Origin of the sequence: Oscillatoria sp. CS-180 (assembly GCF_028330965.1) — a bacterium.
Lineage (GTDB): Bacteria > Cyanobacteriota > Cyanobacteriia > Phormidesmidales > Phormidesmidaceae > Halomicronema.
In genome coordinates this window covers 118540-140113 of sequence record NZ_JAQMUB010000088.1, presented here as the reverse complement: position 1 = coordinate 140113, position 21574 = coordinate 118540, and the positions used below count along the sequence as shown (strand labels likewise).

General features: G+C 48.9%; 20 protein-coding genes. 13 read left to right on the top strand and 7 right to left on the bottom strand.

Going from position 1 to position 21574, the window contains the following annotated elements:
- Positions 1–117: 117 nt before the first annotated feature.
- Genes PN498_RS22700 through PN498_RS22690 form a run of 3 tightly spaced genes read right to left on the bottom strand, consistent with a single transcriptional unit; the run spans position 118 to position 3992 of the window.
- Positions 118–2169, bottom strand: coding sequence for a hypothetical protein (locus tag PN498_RS22700; protein WP_272065694.1), 2052 nt, complete (start codon positions 2167–2169; stop codon positions 118–120).
- 50 nt (positions 2170–2219) lie between these two features.
- Positions 2220–3023: a class I SAM-dependent methyltransferase gene (locus tag PN498_RS22695; RefSeq protein WP_272065693.1), complete on the bottom strand. Its 804-nt coding sequence runs from the start codon at positions 3021–3023 to the stop codon at positions 2220–2222.
- Between the two features lie 12 nt (positions 3024–3035).
- Positions 3036–3992: a glycosyltransferase family 2 protein gene (locus PN498_RS22690; protein ID WP_272065692.1), complete on the bottom strand. Its 957-nt coding sequence runs from the start codon at positions 3990–3992 to the stop codon at positions 3036–3038.
- Positions 3993–4501: 509 nt separating this feature from the next.
- On the opposite strand from PN498_RS22690, the gene PN498_RS22685 reads away from it, so the two are divergent.
- Entirely contained in the window at positions 4502–4852 is a 351-nt protein-coding gene (locus tag PN498_RS22685) for a phenylpyruvate tautomerase MIF-related protein (protein WP_272065691.1), read from the top strand.
- A 134-nt stretch (positions 4853–4986) separates the two neighbouring features.
- On the opposite strand, the gene PN498_RS22680 is transcribed toward PN498_RS22685, so the two are convergent.
- Together PN498_RS22680 and PN498_RS22675 are read right to left on the bottom strand one after the other, a co-directional pair.
- Positions 4987–6642 carry a WD40 repeat domain-containing protein gene (locus PN498_RS22680; protein ID WP_272065690.1) on the bottom strand — a complete coding sequence of 552 codons (1656 nt, stop codon included), beginning with the start codon at positions 6640–6642 and terminating at the stop codon, positions 4987–4989.
- Positions 6643–7154: 512 nt separating this feature from the next.
- Positions 7155–8975, bottom strand: coding sequence for an ArnT family glycosyltransferase (locus PN498_RS22675; protein ID WP_272065689.1), 1821 nt, complete (start codon positions 8973–8975; stop codon positions 7155–7157).
- A 319-nt stretch (positions 8976–9294) separates the two neighbouring features.
- Here PN498_RS22675 and PN498_RS22670 point away from each other — a divergent pair, with 319 nt between their 5' ends.
- The 9 genes from PN498_RS22670 to PN498_RS22630 all read left to right on the top strand — a co-directional run bounded on the left by PN498_RS22670 (position 9295) and on the right by PN498_RS22630 (position 17280).
- Positions 9295–10023: a J domain-containing protein gene (locus tag PN498_RS22670; protein WP_272065688.1), complete on the top strand. Its 729-nt coding sequence runs from the start codon at positions 9295–9297 to the stop codon at positions 10021–10023.
- A 98-nt stretch (positions 10024–10121) separates the two neighbouring features.
- Positions 10122–11483 carry a ribosome biogenesis GTPase Der gene (gene der / locus PN498_RS22665; RefSeq protein WP_272065687.1) on the top strand — a complete coding sequence of 454 codons (1362 nt, stop codon included), beginning with the start codon at positions 10122–10124 and terminating at the stop codon, positions 11481–11483.
- Positions 11484–11499: 16 nt separating this feature from the next.
- Positions 11500–12426, top strand: a complete 927-nt coding sequence (locus PN498_RS22660; protein ID WP_272065686.1) for an energy-coupling factor transporter transmembrane component T family protein — start codon at positions 11500–11502, stop codon at positions 12424–12426.
- Positions 12427–12428: 2 nt separating this feature from the next.
- Positions 12429–13883: an anthranilate synthase component I gene (locus PN498_RS22655; RefSeq protein ID WP_272065685.1), complete on the top strand. Its 1455-nt coding sequence runs from the start codon at positions 12429–12431 to the stop codon at positions 13881–13883.
- 184 nt (positions 13884–14067) lie between these two features.
- Positions 14068–14340 (top strand): transcriptional coactivator PipX, encoded by a 273-nt coding sequence (gene pipX / locus PN498_RS22650; RefSeq protein ID WP_272065684.1) that lies wholly within the window; start codon positions 14068–14070, stop codon positions 14338–14340.
- Entirely contained in the window at positions 14337–15023 is a 687-nt protein-coding gene (locus PN498_RS22645; protein WP_272065683.1) for a YggS family pyridoxal phosphate-dependent enzyme, read from the top strand. Before pipX ends, PN498_RS22645 begins: the two co-directional genes overlap by 4 nt.
- A 414-nt stretch (positions 15024–15437) precedes the next feature.
- A complete protein-coding gene (locus tag PN498_RS22640; protein WP_272065682.1) occupies positions 15438–16061 on the top strand; it encodes a cell division protein SepF in 624 nt (207 codons plus the stop codon).
- 93 nt (positions 16062–16154) lie between these two features.
- A complete protein-coding gene (gene proC, locus PN498_RS22635; RefSeq protein WP_272065681.1) occupies positions 16155–16961 on the top strand; it encodes a pyrroline-5-carboxylate reductase in 807 nt (268 codons plus the stop codon).
- 19 nt (positions 16962–16980) lie between these two features.
- The gene (locus tag PN498_RS22630) at positions 16981–17280 is read left to right on the top strand and encodes a hypothetical protein (protein WP_272065680.1); all 300 of its coding nucleotides are present in this window, start codon (positions 16981–16983) and stop codon (positions 17278–17280) included.
- A gap of 24 nt (positions 17281–17304) precedes the next feature.
- Here PN498_RS22630 and PN498_RS22625 read toward each other — a convergent pair whose 3' ends face one another.
- A complete protein-coding gene (locus PN498_RS22625) occupies positions 17305–18330 on the bottom strand; it encodes a threonine aldolase family protein (RefSeq protein WP_272065679.1) in 1026 nt (341 codons plus the stop codon).
- A gap of 175 nt (positions 18331–18505) precedes the next feature.
- Between PN498_RS22625 and PN498_RS22620 the strand changes: the two genes are divergently transcribed.
- From PN498_RS22620 to PN498_RS22610, 3 genes are all read left to right on the top strand, one after another.
- Positions 18506–19123, top strand: a complete 618-nt coding sequence (locus PN498_RS22620; protein ID WP_272065678.1) for a trimeric intracellular cation channel family protein — start codon at positions 18506–18508, stop codon at positions 19121–19123.
- A 139-nt stretch (positions 19124–19262) separates the two neighbouring features.
- A complete protein-coding gene (gene bioF, locus PN498_RS22615; protein WP_272065677.1) occupies positions 19263–20456 on the top strand; it encodes an 8-amino-7-oxononanoate synthase in 1194 nt (397 codons plus the stop codon).
- Positions 20457–20541: 85 nt separating this feature from the next.
- Positions 20542–20877: a hypothetical protein gene (locus PN498_RS22610; protein ID WP_272065676.1), complete on the top strand. Its 336-nt coding sequence runs from the start codon at positions 20542–20544 to the stop codon at positions 20875–20877.
- Between the two features lie 87 nt (positions 20878–20964).
- On the opposite strand, the gene PN498_RS22605 is transcribed toward PN498_RS22610, so the two are convergent.
- On the bottom strand, positions 20965–21510 hold the full coding sequence (locus PN498_RS22605) for a hypothetical protein (protein ID WP_272065675.1): 546 nt from the start codon (positions 21508–21510) through the stop codon (positions 20965–20967).
- Positions 21511–21574: the final 64 nt, after the last annotated feature.

The following is a 21574-nucleotide window of genomic DNA, read 5'->3' as shown; positions in this document are numbered from 1 at the left end:
ACGCATAGCCAGGAATGTAGTTGCCAGATACCAATGCAAATATTCTTTGATCTCAAATACAAAATTACAACTCAATATTTGACTATTTGATCTGAAAATAAAAAATCATCTTGAGGCTTACTCAATGGATACATTAGGGTTTAAGTCATATTTCTCACAAAAGCCCCGATTCGTTCCATCAGGAACCTCTTCAAATAATAAATACTGCGCATTCTCATTTTGTGTTGAAACTGAAAACTTCGAGGAATTTATCGATACATGTATTGGGCCATACTTGTCCAGGGCTTTTCCCTCGGTATCAAGTGTTGTCAGTTGAAAGGCTGCATGCGTGCAGTCTTGATGTCTAAATCCAATGGTGCCAATGAACTTAGAGGAATCGGCTAACGGACCAATATAAAGTGTAGGGAGCATCGAATGCTCTGCCGTGTTAGCTTCATCTATCTCTAGAGATAGGAAATCAGATTGCGTTCCAGGTCTTGGAAATATTTTTTCCTGCATCAGTTGAAGAGATTTCAAAGCTGCTTCAAGTGAAGTCCTTCTAATCCTCTCGTATATATGAATGGTTACTCCCCCTTCTAATACAAATTGCTCTGGCAGAATCCTAAAGTCTTGGCTGATATCCCAGGTCTCTGTAAAAGCATCAAACACGACCTTCACCACATCCTGTTCTTCAGCTGACATATGATGTTGAAAAGGAACAGCGATAAGTAAGTAATGAGCTTTCAATAATGCCTCAAGTGGATAAAAATCCCGAGAATCAACATGAGGTACATGAAGGATGTTTAGTTTGGATTGTTGTCTGCCAAAAAGCTGCTTTTCTCCTTCCATAACTATCGAAGGATTTAAAGTCATAGAAGAAGCTGCTACGTAGATTGGTTCGTTATTTGCTCCTATTGAGCGGAGAAAAGTGATTAAATCATTGACTTCGTTATAGTCGCTGCGAATCATTGGTGGCGGGGGGGAAGTCAGAGCGAGCCAAGGAACTAAAGAAGTTCGAAAGGGAATGAAAGTTGTCAACCCATTGAGTAAGTTAAAAATTAGAATTGCAGCGATCAATATAGGTATTGAAGCTCGTAGACTGTTCTTGAAATACCGAAGAGATGCCCAAAACAGTATGGCAATGCCAATTACTGTGAAAACGGTGAATTGTGTTGCGTAATGAAAACCAATATATCTAGCGGAAATTCCCCAATCAAGAATCGATATCGCTCCAAATAGAGTGAGAAAGAGCAACGAAGATCTAGAATCTGGTCTAATTAATGCTCCGATCGCTAAGCCTGCAACAGCCAGTAACCAAATCACCCATCCGTAGGCTTTAGCATAAAACCCCAAAATCGCAAAGACAGGGTGTTGATATGAAGCATAAAGTGAACTGAAGTCAGTGTTGATAACTCTATTGATGAATTCTGGCGACAACAAAGTCAATGCTAGGAAACAGCTTAGGGATATCAAGACAACTGCAAGCTCATAATTCAAGAATCTCCTCAAGAATTTTCCAAACTTTTTAGGGAACAAGCAGAAAGACAGAATTAAACCTTCGAGAAATAAAGCAGCTAAGAAGGCCCTTGCATTGTAAGCGTAGTACCGCCGAAATAAGATTGCGAATGACAGCAGAAGTCCTGTTAGTGGAATTTGCCAGCGAATGGACAACTTAGGATCCCTTAAATGGGTCAGGATGGCGAGGTTCATGATGGCAGCACCACCGATGCCGGGATAACCTACAAGGATAGAATTCCAAACGGGGGGCATTAGGATTGCAGAAAATGCTGTCATCCAAAAAATCGCAAATGAATAGGAATTCAGGAGTCGAACCACAATGACTCCCGTTGATAGAGAAAAGGGCAGGATATACAGTAGGGCTAAGCCTGTTATGAAAACTAATCGAGAATCACCAAATATCAAAATAATGGGAACGATTGGCAAGCAGGGAACTTGGTTATAATCCCTTCCCAAAGAGCTGAAAAAAGTATTGAATCCATCGACTATGGAACTTCGAAATATGTTTGCTAGCTCTACACTTTGGTTGTGATAGTTAGCAGTATCCCAAAAATAGATATACTCATCATTTGAAACATATCCGATGGAGATAGTTGCTATAACTATAGTCAATATGCTTAGTAAAGTGAGATTGCTCACAAGAGCACTCTTATCAAAATCGAATTTTTTCATGCCATCACAGACACAGCTATATCCGACTTTCTGCATCACGTAAATTAGGTTTATTTAGTTGCAACGACTGCAATATTCCAAGCCATTCGCTTCATTAATGGGATTTTCTTCAAAGCTCTGTCAACGGTTTCCAGTCGAAAATAAAGCTGCCTAAGCCGAGCCTCTTCATAGATGATTTTTTTCCAATAGCGCTCTTCATTAGGATTGACTCTTTCGATTAGATAAAATTGAAGAAATATCCAAAGCGAGGCTAACCAAAACGTATCAAATTCGGCTTCAGCGTAAACCTTTTTGACAAACTTTATGATTCCGATATCTAAGGGCATTTCATCCTCAGTGCGTACATCTTTAGCCATTTGCCGGTAGATATTGATAATTGGATTGTGTCTAAGTGGTTCCCAAAAGCATACTATTCCTCCTGGGACTAAAACGCGATGGATTTCTTGAAGTGTCCTTTTCGGATCTACGTGATGAAGTATATTTGCCGCATAGACAATGTCAAAACTATTCTCAGGAAAGTCTATATCCATGGCATTGATGACTTTCCCATCGATCTTCACTCCATATCTATTAGCTAGCTTTAAAGCTGTTTCCACCATTCCTGGAGAAATATCGCTCGCAACACAGTTTGCGCCTCTTCGAGCAAAATAAACGCTATTTTCACCAGCTCCGCAGCCTAAATCCAGAAGTCTTTTGCCTCCGATGTCGCCAAGCTTTCTGACTATATAGCGATTTTCAGGACAGGTTGAGCCCTCGAAATATAGATCAACATCGATATCTTCAACATCAATTTTAGAGGCCCATTCATCATGAAAATCTTTCTCTTTTTGTAAGGGATTTCTATTCTTTTTCATGAGTCGTTTATCCTAATTGTCTTGATTCTCAAAACCACCTACTTCTGCCAGAGTATACAGTGGCCTATTTTTTACTTCTTCAAAAATTTGACCAATATATTCGCCTAATATACCAACGCTTATGAGCTGAACTGAGCTAAGTAAAAAGACCAACATCATAATCATTGTTAATCCCGTTAACGGCGAGTCTGGATGACTTATACGCCAGTAGAGCACTAAAAATGACATCAGCAAAGCAGCCGTGGCAGAAGCAAACCCCAAATAAGTTGAGATTCTTAAAGGTGCTTTTGAAAAGGACACAAGACTACTCACTGCTAGGGAAAGAGACTTGCAGAAAGTGTACTTAGCTTCCCCTAAAAAACGCGGATCACGTTCAAAATATACGGCGGTTTGCTTGAAGCCTACCCAGGCTCGCAGTCCTCTTATGTATCGATTTCGTTCTGGCATGACATTCAAGATGCGAACTACTTTTCTGTCCATCAAGCAGAAGTCCCCAGTATCTGTCGGAATATCGATATCAGCTAAATGCCTGATAAACCGATAGAACACATAAGCAGTAAAGCGCTTTAGACAAGATTCCTTATGCCGCTGCACTCTTTTTGCGTAAACAATTTCGTATCCTTGATGCCATTTTTCAACAATTTCTGGAATAAGTTCTGGTGGATCTTGAAGATCACCATCAATCACTATGATTGCTTTTCCTCTAGCGAAGTTAAGTCCTGCAGTGACGGCTACTTGATGACCAAAATTACGCCCAAAGCTGAGATAGCAAACTCTTCGATCAGTATGGTGTAATTTTCGAATAATTGTCAAAGATTCATCACAACTACCATCATTCACAAACAGCAATTCTACTGACCCATTCAGAGAATCTAATACATTTATTGTGCGGCGATACATCTCTAGAATCCCTTCTCCTTCGTTGTAGATAGGGATTATCAGCGAGTATTTGATTTCATCTTGACGCATTGTTGATGTCTAACCAAACGCATTATCCTGCACTCGCTTATGAGGATAGTTTACCTGCAAAGCAATATTTGCGACTTAAAAAGTATGTGAAATGGACGATGAAAATATGTGTTCCTTAAAAACCATCGGTTCTGAAAGTTAAGAAGTAGCTAATAAGGCTTCTCCTAAACTTTTTGAGAATTATCTAATACATCAAAAAAAAGACGTCCATGGTTTTTGAGCTTTGTGGTCTATATTTTTAATTAATAAACTCAATCTAATAAGCTCTTATGCTGAAGTAATACGGACAAGGGGGTGCAAGGTAATTCCGCATCAATAAAAATAAAATCTATGGTTTCCGATCTTTGAAGTTTTCTATCTTAAACTCATCAAACTCATCTAATCAGCCCTTGTAATGAAGAGGCGGAGACGTACATCGCAAAGATAATATTCAATGATTAACCAAGATTGCTTTTTTCGTGACGAGCAATTGGATAATGAGCAATGATACCGCTATAGCTTTTGAAATTATGCCTCTAATCAAGCTACAGACCTCTGTTCCTTCTCCCAATAAGGCTGACATCGATAGAATCCTCAAGGACCTCTCTAGCAGCCTGGCTTCCTATTTAGGTAAGCCTGAGTCCTATGTAATGACAGTATTTGAAGGCGATGTACCCATGACCTTCGGCGGGTCTACGGACCCTGTTTGCTATGTCGAAATTAAGAGTGTCGGTACGATGGGGTCGAAAACAAGAGCCATGAGCGAAGAGTTCTGTACCAAGATTGAGGATGCACTCGGTGTGCCTAAGAATCGCACCTATATTGAGTTTGCTGATGCGGCAGGTTCAATGTGGGGATGGAACGGCACAACCTTCGGCTAAGCAAGTGTGTGCTTCAATTCATTTCGATGAACCTTGTTCAGCCTGTACTTGGATCGTCGTAGGGAGCAGGGAATAGGGAACAGGGAATGGAATGTGCTTGACTCAAATGCAGGCCGCTATATCTTTTCAAGACATTATTGATATGGCCGTTGCCAGATTTGAATTTGAGCGGTTTTGGTGAATCCATCCCCAGTAAGGCCAATGAGTTGGTGACCATCCGCGCTCATTGTTAGTCGGTGCATGGCATCCTGCTCTAACACTGCTATCAGCTCTGTCGTCTGTAAATCCCAGATCTTGAGCCCTTCACCAGTACTGACCATCACCACGTTGTTGTTCAGTGCGAGGCGATCGCCGTAGCCCCAGCTCTCTCTATCGCTCGACAAGAGTATCTTGGCCTGCAACTCACCCGTGACTGAGTTCCAGATCTTGAGATGAACGTTGGGCTGAGTATAGGAGGTTGTGACTACGGTTTGAGTATCGGGGCTGAAGTGAGCTGATGTAAGACTAGTAAACCACTGGCGAGGTAGCTCCGTTTGTTGGTTTGTGTCCAAATCCCAAATCTGCACCCGACCGTGGGTCTCTATCAAGAGCTTTTTGCCAGTTGCACTAATATCCAGCAGGCGAAAGTAGGGTGGGCTGTTTTGAATGGTGACTGGCCCAAGTTGAAATTCGGTCTGCCCCTTTTCAGGCAGGGTCGAGTCGAGTTCTCCCGTCTTCCGATTCCATAGATTGATCTCGCCGTAGCCCCCACTAATGATGGTGGTATCATCAGCGGTTACTCTGACTAAGTTGAGGTCGTGAGTGGTATGGCCCTGGAGCATTTGAGGCGATTGATTGGGTGTTTTTGGATCCCAAATGCGGACCATGCGATCGCCTGCTCCACTGATGATAGTGTGGTTGTCTGGGGCGATCTCCAGTGCTGTAACCCTGCCAGAATCACTCTGCAAGGTTTGCGTCACTGTCCCTGTCGATAAATCCCAGACCTTAATGGCTTTATCAGAGCCGCCGCTGACCAATGTTTGACCATCTGGACTCAGGGCAATTTGGGTGGCTGCCGGATGGTCAGTGAACGTTTGTATCTGAGCAAAATCACAGTAGGGTGAAGGTGTCGAACTCTGCTTGCAGTAGGATGCAGTCTGCGGCGGCGGCGAGATTTCCGGTGTGATGAAGTGTTGCTGCACTAATATCACTAGAGTGATCGTGCCAATCGCCCAAGCGATCAACTTCAGGGTGCGCTGCCCCAGAAGGCTGGATGTGGAAGGTGATAAGGGAACGCCCTGCAGCATTTGGGTGAGTTCACGCCGACTGCGCTTAGCTTCATACCAAAAGGCGGCACAAAATAGGGTAAGCGCAGCTAAAGGTGAAACTAAAAATAGCAGGGCAACTGCTGGATGAACTTCCCCAGTGAGGGCCGCCGATAAAGTCAGGGGTATCGCTGCGGTGTACCAAAATGAGCCCCAAGCCACCAAAAAGACCAGGACGAGCGGATGTAAGGTCATCGTGATGTGGACAGTCGTGCCGCCAGCCCCCGCTTCAAATCGACCGTGAATCTTGGGTAGGAAGGAGTTGCGATAGTGAATAAGACGGCGAATCTCGAAGCCTGACTCAGACAAACTGCCAGTGTAAGGAGGATGGTTGCGAGAAAATCCCCATCGAATCCGAGGCGCTTCAATATGAGGTTCTAAGATGGCAACAATTTCTGAGAGCGACTGATGGGTTTGAATGGAGAAGCGATCGCGCGGCAGCAATTTCATGATTTTGGGAAAAGGATGGTTTCGTGGCGGTGTCATTGTTATCGCCACGTTGTCTTTAACTACACATCCAGCCGCTAATTTTCCTAGGACTTATGCTGGCTTTAGAAATTTCTGAAAACAACAATACCCGACTGTCTTAGTTTTGTAGAGCTTTGCTCTTCTCGCAGAGTATTCTGAATTTTGAATTTTGAATTCCGCGTAGCAGTGCTAGTGCAGCATCAAGCTCGAAATTGTGAGTATAGCCGTCGCCAGTTCTGTTGGGACAAGACGGCGAGCCATCTAGACGATGCTGAACACCCGAAATTACTGGGAATGCACAAACCTAGATAGCTATAGCTATCAATCCAGATTTTGCAGTTGAGTTGACGCTGACTGCTCTAGCCCCCCAGCCCCCATTCTAGGTGAGCCAATCCCTGGAAGTCCCCCAGGATTGGGGATTTAAGGGGCGAATGCACGCGATTTGTTAAACCGAGAGATCAGAGCACCGTATTGTCTGCTTCAACACTTGCAGGGATAACTCGCCTACAATTGCAAAATTGGCAGACCCCTTAGTTTCTGGTGAAGAGCCGAACCAGATGATAGGTGTCGGTCGTGACCAGAGAGTCTTGCTGTTCAGGAGGCCATTGAATTTCCTGAAGTTCGTCAGCTGTACCGACCACAAGGGCTGAATTGTTGCTGGTTGGACTCGTTAACTCATCAGCGAGTTCGGTAGGCTGCTCTATGTAAGTGACGGGTTGCTGAGTGTAGAAAACGAGGGTCGGTTTCATAAAGCCGACCATGTAAAGCGGTTCATCCATTTGCTGTTCAGCGATCGCCGTTGCCGCAATCTGTCTCAATGGCTGTTGACGCACCTGATCCGCAAGTTGGTAAGCAGGCAAAATAGACCCCAAAACAAATAGAGTAAACGCAACGAGATTAACGAACCATAACCAACGACTACGGCGCACTAGCAGTCCAATTCCTGATAGGCCTGCAAGGCTCCAAATAATAGCGGCACGAATCATAATGCCGGACTCTCGAACTAGATCGGGCAAGCCTGGCATTGCTGGGTCATTTCCCATCCAGTTGGGACTGTAAAGTGCGGCGATCGCCAGCACAATGAATACAAAAATGTTGACACCATAGCTGAGCCAAAAGCCAACTCCAGTTTTTAACCTATCCGGTGCAAGGCAAAGGCGATCGCTCCAGCCCAACCCAACCATGATGGCGGCAGCAGGCATGAGGGGCAAAACGTAGCTGGGTAGCTTCGTAACAGCGATGGTGAAAAAGCCAAAAATGACCCAAAACCAGATAAAGGCAAAGATGCCTAGATGTGTTGATCGTGGCTGGGTCTGCCAGTCGTTGATGCTCAAGGGACGAAGACGAGCGATCGCCCAAGGCAGAAACGGTGACCAGGGCAGAAAGCCAACTGCAACAACTAGAAAATAGAAATACCAGGGGGCAGCGTGACCGTTGACCACACTCGTAAAGCGGTCAACATTGTGATAGCCAAAAAAGGTGTCAATGTAAGCCCTGCCGTTTGCCAGGATGACCAATACATGCCAGGGAACCGTAATCGCTAGAAAGATGACGGCTCCTTTTACCAAATGGAGTTCTCGCCACGCCTTGCGCCACTGTCCAGTGTGAAGAAAGAAAGCGCCGACAATGAGTCCCGGCAGCACGATGCCTACAGGTCCCTTAGCGAGTACGGCTAGACCCAACGAGACGTAGGCAGCCAGGTACCAGTTGCGCTGTCGTTGAGGAAATTCCGGCTGAGCGTACCCCAAAAAGAAGGTCAGTAAGGCCGTACCGATGCAACCCGTCAGCAACATGTCAGAGACGCCAATGCGTGCCCAAACGATGGTTTCGGGGTGAAGGGCCATAATCGCTGAGCCAATAATGGCAGACCACAGTAAATTCCGTTCGCTATCGCGGGCCAGAGGTTGAGTATTTTCGTGAGTTGGCGGCTGGGTATAGGCGATCGCCCGCTCAGGTCGGGAAAAGCCAAACCGCCGCAGCGTATAGAACCCCATACCAACCAAGACTGTGCCGGAGAGGGCCGAGGGCAACCGCACGGCCCATTCACCCACACCAAAGAGGTGAAACCCAATCGCCATTAGCCAATACACTAACGGCGGCTTATCGAAGCGAGTTGTGCCGTTGAAGTAGGGAGTTACCCAGTCGCCCGTCTCGTACATCTGGCGAGAGGCTTCTGCAAAAAGCGGTTCCGTCTCATCCACAAGGCCCGTGCTGGACAATCCCCAGAAAAAGGCCACGCCACAAATAATAGCCAGCCACAGCAATGACCAAAGCGCCTCTTTTTGTCTGGGCAGTGCGCCAAGCTTGTTGGTGTGCAAATTGCTGGAATTATTGAGGATGGAGCGTTTCATAAGCTACAACGCCGGACTGTGTTAGCGCCACAAAGGGAATCAGTCTTCTACATTACAGCGGTTTGTTCAAGGACGTGTGCTTCTCTGTCCGAATCGTCAGCTGTCATAGAAAGAGCTTTGATGTGGCGTTGATTGTTGCTATGTCGTCAAAACGTGAAGGACACTTAATCCAGACTGCATAGAGACTGACGCTATCTTTGACTTTGAGTCTTCTGTTTTTTATTCCAGAATCACTAGCCTTGAAGAGCGCGATCTTTCACAATGAGATGCGGAGACATTGCGCTCGTGAACGTACAACAATGACTGTTTGGATTCTGTCATGCCTTCTAAACCAGTGGAAACCGATCACTACCGCACTCTAGAAGTCTCGGAAGTGGCGACTCAGCAGGAAATCAAGCAGGCGTATCGACGACTTGCCAAACAGCTTCATCCCGATACTCAGACGGTCGAGGCTGACCATACAGGAATTCAACAAGTCAATGCGGCCTATGAGGTGTTAGGCGATCCGAAAGCACGATCGCACTACGATCGCGAACGCCGTGTGCAGCAGGCAGGCTTTGAGTCCGAGAATGAGTTGCGCGATCGCACCAACCGCACCGCCCGTTCTCAGGAGCAGTATCGTCAGAGCCGCAATGCTGCTAGAGCTGCTGATGATTCTTTGCAGGCTTGGGTCCGGCAAGTCTACAATCCAGTAGATCGGTGGATTGGCAAAATTTTGAGTCCCCTGAAGGGAGAAATCCGGGCGCTCTCAGGCGATCCCTTTGATGATGAGCTAATGGAAAATTTTCAAGCCTATTTGGAGAACTGTCGCGAATCTTTAGACAAAGCCCGTAGCCGCTTTCAGTCTCTCCCCAACCCGTCTAATACTGCTGCGATCGCTGCCAATCTCTACTACTGCCTCAACCAGCTAGAGGACGGTATTGAAGAAATGGAGCGCTACACCTACTGCTACGAAGAAAGCTATCTCCATACGGGGCAAGAACTGTTTCGCATATCGTCGAAGCTGCGGAAAGAAGCAAAACAACAGCTTAAGGTTGCAGGTGTATAAGTCAGAATACTTTTATAAGACAGGGACGTTTAGCGTAGATGTGGCCTGTTGGGGCTGAGGCATCGCTAATATAAAGAGATATTGTTTGGCTTAGCGTGATGCCTCTTCCTGTTGTTGCTGTTATTGGTCGCCCCAATGTGGGCAAGTCTACCCTCGTGAACCGACTGGCAGGGGTGCAGGAAGCGATTGTCTATGACACGCCGGGGGTGACACGCGATCGCACCTACAAGCCTGCTTTCTGGAACGATCGCGACTACTTGGTGGTTGATACCGGTGGCCTTATCTTCGATGACGATACGGAATTTTTACCCTATATCCGGGAACAGGCAATGGCAGCGCTGACTGAAGCTAGCGCCGCAGTGATGGTGGTGGACGGCCAAGAAGGGCCAACTGAAGCTGACCGCGAGATTGCCCAGTGGCTGCGTCAGCAATCCGTGCCTGTATTGTTATCCGTCAATAAGTGCGAATCACCCGAGCAGGGGCTGATCCAAGCTGCACAGTTCTGGGAATTGGGATTGGGTGAACCTTACCCCGTCTCTGGCATTCACGGCAACGGCACTGGGGAACTGTTAGATGAACTCATCACTCATCTACCGCCTAATGACGAAATTGACGAGCCGGAAGAAGTGCGAGTTGCCATTGTGGGACGACCGAATGTGGGTAAATCCAGCTTGTTGAATGCCTTTGTCGGGGAAAATCGCGCCATTGTTAGCCCGGTTTCAGGGACAACCCGGGATGCGATCGACATGTTGGTAGAGCGAGATGAGCAGCGATATCGCCTGATTGATACGGCGGGCATTCGTAAGAAGAAGAATGTTGAGTATGGCCCTGAATTTTTCGGCATCAACCGAGCATTCAAAGCGATTCGTCGATCCGATGTGGTGCTGCTGGTGATTGATGCGATCGATGGTGTGACCGAGCAAGACCAGAAGCTAGCGGGCCGCATTGAGGAAGACGGGCGTGCCTGTGTAGTGGTAGTGAACAAGTGGGATGCTGTGGATAAAGACGCTCATACCATTTACGACTACGATCGCACTATCGGCAGCAAGCTCTATTTTATGGAGTGGGCTAAGCGGATCTACACCAGTGCCTTGACTGGGCAGCGAGTCCCCAAGATATTGGACCTCGTCGACCAAGCTGTGATGGAACATCGTCGTCGGGTGTCTACCGCCGTCGTCAATGAGGTACTGGAAGAAGCTGTAAGCTGGCACACGCCACCAACGACGCGACAGGGACGGCAAGGTCGCATCTACTATGGCACCCAAGTCACGGCTCGTCCCCCTACGTTCGCCCTGTTCGTTAATGATCCGAAGCTCTTTGGGGAAAGCTACCGGCGCTACATCGAAGGACAATTCCGTCAGAACCTCGGGTTTGAGGGAAGTCCTATCCGCATTCTGTGGCGAGGCAAAAAGATGCGGGATTTGGAGCGTCAAAGCGCTAACCGTGCAACCAAGGTATAACGTCTCAAGCTGAAGCATGGATCTGCTGAAAACACTGCCCATTGGTCTTTATCTGGAGCAGCCGATTACTTGGCTGCACCGTCTCGATCCCCGTGTAAAGTTAGCTTGGTTGGTTAGTATTCTGATTAGTCCCATTCTGGCGAATGCCGCCTGGCGGTTTTTTGTTGTGGGTTTTCTGATTTTGCTAACGCTGCTGGCAGCGATCCCGGTGCGGGTTTGGCGGCAGCAAATGGGGCTATTACTCTTTCTCTGCACTCTTATGTTGGTCTTGACCTCCGTACTGCCTGACGGTTTGGCAATTAGCTATCAGTCTCCGGTGCCAATAGCTGAGACGCTTAAAGAGATTGAGCCTTTCCCCGATCAGTTCCCGCCAGACGCTTTTGATCTGCCTCAACCGACCGGCTATCGATATGTTGTGATCGACCAAGGGCCTTTGAGAGTAACCCAGCGATCGCTAGAACTCGGCATCCGCGTTAGCACCCTCATCTTTACGCTCATCTACGGTACAAACCTATTTCTGCTGACCACGGCGGCTGAAGAAGTCACGGTAGCTTTGGAAGTGCTGATGCGCCCTTTGAGAACGCTCAGGGTCCCGGTCACTGAAATTGCGCTGACGGTAACTTTGGCGCTGCGTTTTATTCCTCTCGTGCTAGAGGAAACTCAAAATCTGATTCGCTCCGTCCAAACTCGGGCTATTGATTGGAAGAAGCTTGGCTTTCGAGGGTCGGCTCAGGTCTGGCTAGCAGTGGTGGAACGACTTTTGAAGAACCTACTGCTACGGGCTGAGCAGACGGCTGCTGCCATGGCAGTGCGTGGGTTTACGACTCCAAATACGCATCGAGTGAAGTGGTCACATTTGCAATTGCGCAGCGTTGATTGGATAGCGCTGGCTGTTCTGGTCGGCTTTTGGTACGCCCGCATCGTGTGGGGCGGTGAAGGGTAGCAATGCTTCAACCCTGGTATGTGCGATCGCGCCCCCTCCAGCATCGAACCGGGTCACGCATCTTTGATGCCATCTATGGGCATTTGCTGAAACAGCCAAATCGTAGTACGGACGGGGCTTCTTGGCAAACGATCGCCACCCTTCTCGAAAGCCCATATCCCCTATTGCCAGAGACCCCACAGCCGCGAATTGCCCGCTATTCTATCTGCGCAGGTCCACCTCGTTGGCAAAAGGATCGCCCCAAAATGTGGACTCCTCCCTGTGGCGAGATTCTGCCAATGCTGGCACAAAGATTAGCCATGGCCCAACCCGAGAGCGTTTTGCTAACGGAAACCGGAGAACCCGCTCAGCCCATTGAGCCCTTTGCTGGGGGCTGGCTGGGCTGGCTGGGCTATGATTTGGCCTGGGAAATTGAAACGTTGCCGACCTATACCAGCGATCCCTTACCGTTTCCGGTGGCTTTTTGGTACGAACCTGACACTTTTGTTGTGATGGATCACCAAGCGCAGTTACTTTGGTTGGCTGCCACTCAGCCTGACCAATTAGATCCAATGGAGGCCGCGATCGCCCGATCTTCTACCCTCAAGCCACGGTCACCTATAGTGTTTGCCGACCAGCTTGATTTTGCTTCTTCACAAGCGATCTATGAGCAGGCAGTGCGGAAGGCGAAGGCTCATATTCAAGCAGGGGATATTTTTCAGGCTAATCTCTCCCTACGCTTTTCAACCCAGACTCAGGCGGACAGCTGGGCGATTTATCAGCGCCTTCACGCCATTAATCCTTCTCCCTTTGCCAGCTACTGGCATACGCCCTGGGGATCTGTGATCAGCTGTTCACCCGAGCGTCTGGTTTCATTGCAAGGCGATCGCGCTGAAACGCGACCGATTGCAGGGACCCGTCCCAGAGGACAAACGGCAGCCTGCGATCAGACATTAGCCCAGGAGCTATTAAGCAACCCGAAAGAAAGAGCCGAACACGTCATGCTGGTGGACTTAGAGCGCAACGATTTAGGTCGAGTTTGTCAGTGGGGATCAGTCCAGGTTGATGAATTGATGACGGTGGAACCGTATAGCCATGTCATGCACTTGGTGAGTAATGTGACTGGGACGCTGTCTGCCGAACGAACTGCCGTGGATCTCATTCGCGCCACTTTTCCGGGAGGGACGATTACCGGATGTCCCAAGGTCCGCTGCATGGAAATTATCGAGGCATTAGAGCCTGTTCGGCGCAGTTTGTTCTATGGTTCCTGTGGCTTTCTAGACCATCGCGGTCATCTTGATCTCAACATCCTGATTCGGACTCTACTCTGGGCCGAAGGACGAGACCCTAACGCTTACACCGTCTGGGGACAGGTTGGCGCAGGCATCGTAGCGGATAGTCAGCCTACGCAAGAATGGCGAGAGTCTTTGCAAAAGGCAAAAGCACAGTTACTGGCAATCGGCATGACCATTGAGTAATCCAGTCGCACAAGTCGAATAATCTAGCCGCACTACAGCCATATATGGTAACAAAGGTGACAGCACGTGAAGTCAACCTCATATTCCCGAATCTGCTTTAAAATTTAGTTTTGGCTCACGCCATCGCCTAAAGTGTGGGAATGGTCGGTCAGCCCTTCAATTAACTCCCGTTTTCCCTTATTGGATGAGCACAGAAAACTACATTAACCACCCGACGTTTGGATTACTCTTCAGGCTTTGCTTGTTAGACGAGGGCACTGAGTTATTCGCCACTCTATATGCCCAACGGTTGTTTTTTATCGTGTCGCCTGCGATACCCAAAGGTCTTGCTTTTGAGGCCATTGGACGAGGGGATGCCCGGCAAATGGTGGAAGAACGGATGCGGCATCTGCGGCGGCGGGGAGACTATTCAGAGTACGATCGCCTACAGAAGATTTACAAAAAAACCTTCCAATGACCGTCTCTCCTTCTCCAGGCCATATCCAAGAGCGAATCACGTCCGTTAAAGCGGCTATCCCGTCCCAAGTACGCCTGATTGCAGTGACTAAGAAGCAGCCCTCTAGCTGTATTCGGGCCGCTTATGAGGCCAACATTCGGGATTTTGGAGAAAGCCAAGTTCAAGAAGCGATCGCCAAGCAAGCTGAGCTGGTTGATCTGAAAGGCATCACTTGGCATTTGATTGGTCATTTACAAAGCAATAAAGCTCGAAAAGCCCTGCTCCATTTCGACTGGATTCATTCAGTTGATAGTCTCAAGATTGCCGCTCGGCTCAATGAAATTGCGGCAGATGTTCAGCGATCGCCCTACTGCTGCTTGCAAGTCAAGATGGTGCCCGATCCGCCAAAATATGGCTTTTCCCTAGACGACCTTTGGGCATCGCTGCCGCAGCTTGATCAAATGCAACATTTAAAGATTGCAGGATTGATGACTATTCCTCCTAGAGAAAGCTCTATAGAAGAAATTAAATATATCTTTCAACACGCTCAGATTCTGGCTCACCAAATCAATACCGAGGGGTTCAATCGCATCCGAATCAATGAGCTTTCGTTGGGAATGTCGAGCGATTATCAGGTCGCGATCGCATCCGGTTCAACCATGATTCGACTCGGTACAACTCTCTTCGGCGATCGCCCTGCCTAGGTTTCAGCGATCGAGCTTTTGATGACTGATCGACCCGACAAGATCAGGGGATACCCAAACAAATAAGAAAACCACGATCAACCAGATCGGATCAGAGAGGCGCACACGGCGAAATCGACTCATAGTCGAGATTCTCAAGTTTTTAACTAATTATTAATACCCCCTACCTTTTTCGGATTTCGTGTATACTGTGGACTCAAATTCCGCAATCTCTATTAGAGTAAAGGCGGTTCAACGAGCAAGTCGTTTCCTGATACTGTCTCCAATCAGATTCAGCAACAGAAGCGATTAAACCTGATTCAGCAGTAAGTTCTTGCTTAAACCAGTTGGAGCAACTGATTGAGGGCGTTGGCACAATTCCTCATGCCGAGCAGGTTGCTATCTGCAAGGCGCTGATTGTATGGAGTGTAAGCTGTGAGCAATTTGTTTAATAAGTTAAAGGACTTCGTCGGCCTTAATGATCCTGCCGACTATGACTACGAATATGACGAGATAGAGACTGGTGATGACTATCAGGCAATCTATCAAGAAGAAAACCCTCAACCTGTGGTAGCAGCAGTGCCCCAGCAGCAGCCAGTACCTCAGGAGGAGCCACGGGCACGTCGTCGTGTTCGAGACCGGATGCTGACTAACGAAACTGGAATGAACACCATGGGAAGTAATGTGATTGGTATGCCTGGAGCAATTAATGGTGCCTCTGAGGTTGTGGTGATGGAGCCACGCTCTTTTGAAGAGATGCCCCAAGCGATTCAAGCTCTGCGAGAGCGTAAGTCGGTTGTTTTGAACCTGACTACGATGGATCCTGATCAAGCTCAGCGAGCAGTTGATTTTGTGGCTGGGGGAACTTACGCCATTGATGGTCATCAGGAGCGAATTGGCGAAAGCATCTTCCTGTTTACGCCGAACTGCGTCCACGTCAGCACGCCAACCGACATTGAGGAGAACATGCCCGTTGCGCCTCAAGCGCCTATGATGGATCCTCGAACTATGCCTCCTACACCCGCATGGACCGGCGATCGCGCTGTCGGTATGGGCTAATTGCTGGCACTCTGGCAGTGCAGCCGGGGAATTGAATTGAAAGATGGTTCTAGGCCATCTCAACTGCTGTTCGTTGAAAAGGACGTTAGCTAGTTGCCAACGAAGCTAAGCGTTTTGGGAGGCGGGGTTATGGGTGAAGCACTCATCTCCCGCCTTGTTTCCCTAGGAACATTTACGGCTGATGCGATCGCGGTTGGTGATCCCTCCCCGTCGCGTCGGCAGTTTTTGATGGAAACCTATGGTGTGCGAGCTACAGGGGATAATGATGCAGCGCTTGCCCAAGCTGACATTGTTTTAGTCGCTGTAAAACCTCAGATTTTCGATAAGGTGACGCCTGTTTTGCAGAAAGCGAGTAGTCAGCAGCAGTCTTTGTTGCTGTCTATCATGGCTGGCATTCCCCTAGTGACTTTGGAGACAGTAACTCCGAACTGGCCGATCATTCGAGCGATGCCTAACACACCCGCTACAGTCGGTGCAGGCATGACTGCGATCGCACCCAATCAATTAGCTACAGATGATCATTTACACCAGGCCCGATCAATCTTTGCCGCAGTGGGTGACGTTGTTGAGGTCCCTGAAAGCCTGATCGATGCCGTGACCGGATTGTCCGGATCTGGGCCAGGCTACGTGGCTATTGTGATAGAAGCATTAGCTGATGGCGGAGTTGCTGCGGGTTTACCCAGGGCGACTGCATTGCAGTTGGCCATTCAAACCGTTAAGGGAACTGCCGAGCTGCTTCAAAAAACTGACTTGCACCCAGCTGTACTCAAGGATCGGGTGACGAGTCCAGGGGGCACCACCATCGCTGGGATCGCACAGCTCGAAGCAGCTGGCTTACGCTCTGCACTAATTGAAGCAGTTCAAACAGCATGCGATCGCGCGAAGGCTTTGGGATCATGAGTCGTGGAGAACTTCAGTCGTGGATCTCACTCGCTTACTGGTTCAAGTGTTGATTGCGTTGGCCTGTGGTACGGTTGCCACCCTTTTAATTCCTCGTCAAATACCTGGTAAGCTTCTGGGTTTAGTGCTGATTGGTTTTGCCGGAGTCTGGTTAGGCGAATGGAGCGTCAGTTTCTTGACATCCACCTATGACTTGTCCTTGCCGGATTTTTTGAGCTTTGATTTCCAAGGTGTTTTAGTCATTCCAGCCATTATCGGTTCCGCGATCATCCTCTACATCGTGACAACATTCTTATCCTGGGGCCGCTATCGTCGTTGACAGCTGAGAAGCAATCTCCTAACCTCAATTGACGGCTTTGATGTCTGCTAAAAGATCGTCAATGCGATCGCGGGTCGTATTCCAGCTACACATGAATCTAGCGCCACCGTCGCCAATAAACGTATAGAACTTCCAGCCTTTATCGTATAAGGCTTGGATCACGTGTTCAGGCATTTCCACAAATACTCCATTAGCACTCTGAGGAAATAGCAGCTTGAGACCTGGGATTTGAGCGAGCTGGTCCGCAAGGTACGCGGCGCAGGCATTCGCATGACGAGCGTGGTCTAGCCAAGCCTCTCCGGTCAGTGCTCCCAGCAAGGGGGCAGCAATAAAGCGCATTTTAGAAGCGAGGTGACCGGCCTGTTTGCAGCGATAGTCAAAATCCTCAGCCAAGGCTTTGTTGAAGAAGATAACGGCTTCTCCCGCAGCCAGCCCGTTCTTAGTGCCGCCGAAGCATAAGACATCAACCCCTTGCTTCCAAGTCATGTCTGCCGGGGAGCAGTTGAGCGCCGCGATCGCGTTGGCAAAACGTGCTCCATCCATATGGATCCTGAGACTATGGTGATCTGCTGTTGCCCGAATTGCTGCTAACTCCTCTAAGGAATACAGCGTTCCGACCTCCGTTGGTTGAGTCAGACTAATCACCTTGGGTTTGGGATAGTGGATGTCACCCCGCTTGAGCACAATATCCGCGATAGTATCCGGTGTTAGTTTGCCGAGTTGTCCGCTTCCCAACAGTAGTTTGGCACCGTTGGAAAAGAACTCCGGTGCACCGCATTCATCCGTTTCAATGTGGGACAGTTCGTGGCAGATAACGCTATGAAAGCTCTGACACAAAGAGGACAGTGCGAGGGAATTTGCCGCTGTACCACTGAAAACGAAAAAGACCTCACAGTCGGTCTCAAAAATTTCCCGTAGCCGATCCGCAGCCTGCTGTGTCCAGGGATCATCACCATAGGCAACTGCATGACCTTGGTTGGCCTCTAGAAGAGCCGCGATCGCTTCAGGGCACATACCAGAGTAGTTATCGCTAGCAAATTGCTCAAGCATTGGGGTTAGGGCGAATAGACACAGAATGATAGGGTAACGAATTGAACCGCCATTCACCGGTTATCGCTATAGCCATTGCCAGCTCTGTTCGGACAAAACGACGAGCCATTAGACTATGGGCTAAGCACCCGGATGCTATTGGGTTACACACGCTTAGATGGCTAAAGCTATAGCTATGATTCTCTACACTTTGGACATGATTGGTGTTGCTGTTTTTGCGGTCAGTGGTGCACTGGCGGCTGGCCGTAAGCACTTGGATCTATTGGGTGTGATGGTGATTGCTGTCGTGACGGCTTTAGGAGGAGGAACCCTGCGGGACGTACTACTGGACCGTTCCCCCGTTTTTTGGGTGCAACAGCCAGACTATCTTATCGTGGCCATTAGTGCTGGACTGTTAACAGTGATTTATACGGCCTTCTTCAAGCCTCCTCAGCGATCGCTGCTGATTGCGGATGCCTGTGGGCTAGCACTGTTCAGCCTCAGCGGCGCACAAATTGCAGAAGCTGCTCGCTTACATGGTCTCATCGTTATTTTGATGGGGGCTTGTTCTGGTGTAGCAGGGGGCTTAATACGAGACGTGTTGCTGGTGGAAATTCCGATCATCCTCAAGCGGGGTAATATCTACGCAACAGCAGCGATCGCCGGCATCGCGCTCTACTTGGCTTTGCAGAAAATGGGAATACCTAACTCAGGCTCTATGCTGGTAGGCATGGGAACGATCGTCAGTCTACGACTAGCAGCCATTATGTGGGGGCTTTCCTTACCGGTGTATCGTCTCCGCGATCAGGAGTAATTCACATAAGGCTGCCGCAAACGAACCCGTCAACACCGAGTGCTAGCGTCAGGTGAGCGTCGCTTTATCTGACCCATAGAGGTTTTGTCCAAGTCGTAGCACAATCTTTTCTTCCCGTCCTAATTCGATTTTCAATCTTATGGCCCAGGCATACGACTGGATTGATCAGGCCCTACGAACCGTTCATCGGGCTAACTGGCATCGAACGGTGCAGCGCTTAGACGGTAAAGCTGGACCCACAATGACTTATCAGGGACGGCAGGTTTTGAACTTTGCTAGTAACGATTATTTGGGTTTGGCAGGCGATCCCCGGTTATCAGAGGCTGCGATCGCGGCCATTCAAACCTATGGCACAGGCAGCACAGGCTCTCGTTTGTTGAGCGGTCATCGGCTGCTGCATGAAGAGCTAGAGCAGGCGATCGCTCAGTGGAAAGGCGTTGCGGATGCAATTGTGTTCAGTTCAGGCTATTTAGCCAACATGGGCACTATTAGTGCGCTAGTCAATGCTCGCGATTTGATCTTATCGGACCAATACAACCACTCCAGCTTGCTCAACGGCGCTAAACTCAGCGGCGCTACCATTCAGTCCTATCGACATGCCGACAGCGACGATTTAAAGACCCAATTGGTGAACGCGCGATCGCGCTATCGTCGCTGTCTGATTATCACAGACAGCATTTTTAGCATGGACGGTGATATCTGTCCGCTACCCGACATCTTGGAGTTGGCCGACCAGTTCGACTGCATGGTGCTGGTGGATGAAGCGCATGGCACTGGGGTTCTCGGTGCAACCGGTTCAGGCGCGGTTGAACATCTCGGCTGTCGCAATCATCCCCTGATACAAATGGGCACGCTCAGCAAAGCCTTAGGCAGCTTGGGTGGCTATGTCGCGGGTTCTGCCTCTCTGATCGATTTTCTACGCAACCGTGCCCCCAGTTGGATTTACACAACAGGACTCACCCCCGCCGCCGCCGCCGCCGCCTTAGCTGCGATTAGAATCGTGCAAAGTGAACCTGAACGACGCGATCGCTTATGGCAAAACGTCCATCACCTCAAAACAGCGCTTCAGGATCTGCTACACCATCGATCACAGAGCGTATTGAAAAAGCTACTCCCTTCAGAATCACCTATCCTCTGTCTTGAAGTCGCTGACGCGGCGATCGTCATGCAGTTGGGCCAGCACTTGAAGCAAGCAGGCTGCTTTGTCTCTGCCGTCCGTCCTCCTACGGTACCTGTTAGCCGCCTTCGTCTCACCGTCATGGCAACCCACGAACAGGCCCATATTCACCATCTCATCCACACCTTAGATCAGACGATGAGGCTGAACGGATAGCAATTGATTATAAAATTGACACAGTTTGAATCGTGAGCCTATTTCTGCCGTAATGTACTAAGGCCACACTTCCAACAGCAACGCAATGGCCAATCATCCCGTTACTCCTGATGGGCGCTATTTTGTGGTCAAAGGACGGCTCTGGCGCTGTACCAATCCCGATTTAGACGCAGCAACGCGCCAGCATTGGGTCAATCAACTGATGAATGCTCGCCGTCAGGTGAAGCAAGCCAAGCAGTCGCAAGATGCGACAGCGTTAAAAGCAGCGCGATCACACGTCCACAAAGCCAAAGTCGCTTTAGGAGAACGCGGACCAGTGTGGTGGAACGACGATATGCCTGATTTCAATCGGTACTTAGTCAAAAATACGCCCTATGCCAATTGGTACATAGCCCTCTCTCCTGAGCTGAAGAGTGACTGAGGCCTACCAGAATGGTGAGGTTGTGAAATGGCGATCGCACCGCTTGACAGAGTTACAGGAACGTAGACGCAAGACTAAACATTGATATCAGGATCTCCCGGATCTGCGCTCTTCCCCCTGTAGAACGATGTTCGCTAGTTCAACCGTTGCTTCTTGGGTCCCGTTTTTGATAACCGCACTGTAGAGAATGCCCCCTAGGCGCCATTGCACTCTTGCCATACAATACGCTCCGCAGGTGTTTACAAACTGGCCGCTCATACCATTCTCGAAGCGGATAGGCACAATCTTGTCTTGAGGCATTCCCTGCCGCACGGTTGGGTTGAGATCATCTATCGTCAAAAATTGACCATTCTGCTCTGCCATAAAGGAACCATAGTTACAGGCAGTCGCACCACCGCAATCTGGAACGTAGTCGAAGTAGATTGAATAAGCATCAGGCGCAGTGTAGAAGCTAATGTAGACCTCTTCCATTTCAGGCACTTCATCCGGCACCCAGATCGGCAAGTCCGTTTGTGGCTGCAACTCAGCAATGACTTGCTCCACCGCAATAGGAGCTGCGCTGATAGGTGCACCGCTGACCCAAAACAGAAGCGGTAGAGTCGCCAGAGCACGAAGCATATGGGTGTAGCGCATGGTCAAAATGACTGTGAAGATGTCACGATTTTAGCCTGCTTCCTCTGGGGGTTTGGCTAGAACC

What these genes read in the sequence shown, in the direction of transcription:
- PN498_RS22700 (WP_272065694.1), bottom strand. Translation starts at nt 2,169, where the DNA reads ATGAAAAAATTCGATTTTGATAAGAGTGCTCTTGTGAGCAATCTCACT.
- PN498_RS22695 (WP_272065693.1), bottom strand. Translation starts at nt 3,023, where the DNA reads ATGAAAAAGAATAGAAATCCCTTACAAAAAGAGAAAGATTTTCATGAT.
- PN498_RS22690 (WP_272065692.1), bottom strand. Translation starts at nt 3,992, where the DNA reads ATGCGTCAAGATGAAATCAAATACTCGCTGATAATCCCTATCTACAAC.
- PN498_RS22685 (WP_272065691.1), top strand. Translation starts at nt 4,502, where the DNA reads ATGCCTCTAATCAAGCTACAGACCTCTGTTCCTTCTCCCAATAAGGCT.
- PN498_RS22680 (WP_272065690.1), bottom strand. Translation starts at nt 6,642, where the DNA reads ATGACACCGCCACGAAACCATCCTTTTCCCAAAATCATGAAATTGCTG.
- PN498_RS22675 (WP_272065689.1), bottom strand. Translation starts at nt 8,975, where the DNA reads ATGAAACGCTCCATCCTCAATAATTCCAGCAATTTGCACACCAACAAG.
- PN498_RS22670 (WP_272065688.1), top strand. Translation starts at nt 9,295, where the DNA reads ATGCCTTCTAAACCAGTGGAAACCGATCACTACCGCACTCTAGAAGTC.
- der (WP_272065687.1), top strand. Translation starts at nt 10,122, where the DNA reads ATGCCTCTTCCTGTTGTTGCTGTTATTGGTCGCCCCAATGTGGGCAAG.
- PN498_RS22660 (WP_272065686.1), top strand. Translation starts at nt 11,500, where the DNA reads ATGGATCTGCTGAAAACACTGCCCATTGGTCTTTATCTGGAGCAGCCG.
- PN498_RS22655 (WP_272065685.1), top strand. Translation starts at nt 12,429, where the DNA reads ATGCTTCAACCCTGGTATGTGCGATCGCGCCCCCTCCAGCATCGAACC.
- pipX (WP_272065684.1), top strand. Translation starts at nt 14,068, where the DNA reads ATGAGCACAGAAAACTACATTAACCACCCGACGTTTGGATTACTCTTC.
- PN498_RS22645 (WP_272065683.1), top strand. Translation starts at nt 14,337, where the DNA reads ATGACCGTCTCTCCTTCTCCAGGCCATATCCAAGAGCGAATCACGTCC.
- PN498_RS22625 (WP_272065679.1), bottom strand. Translation starts at nt 18,330, where the DNA reads ATGCTTGAGCAATTTGCTAGCGATAACTACTCTGGTATGTGCCCTGAA.
- PN498_RS22620 (WP_272065678.1), top strand. Translation starts at nt 18,506, where the DNA reads ATGATTCTCTACACTTTGGACATGATTGGTGTTGCTGTTTTTGCGGTC.
- bioF (WP_272065677.1), top strand. Translation starts at nt 19,263, where the DNA reads ATGGCCCAGGCATACGACTGGATTGATCAGGCCCTACGAACCGTTCAT.
- PN498_RS22610 (WP_272065676.1), top strand. Translation starts at nt 20,542, where the DNA reads ATGGCCAATCATCCCGTTACTCCTGATGGGCGCTATTTTGTGGTCAAA.
- PN498_RS22605 (WP_272065675.1), bottom strand. Translation starts at nt 21,510, where the DNA reads ATGCGCTACACCCATATGCTTCGTGCTCTGGCGACTCTACCGCTTCTG.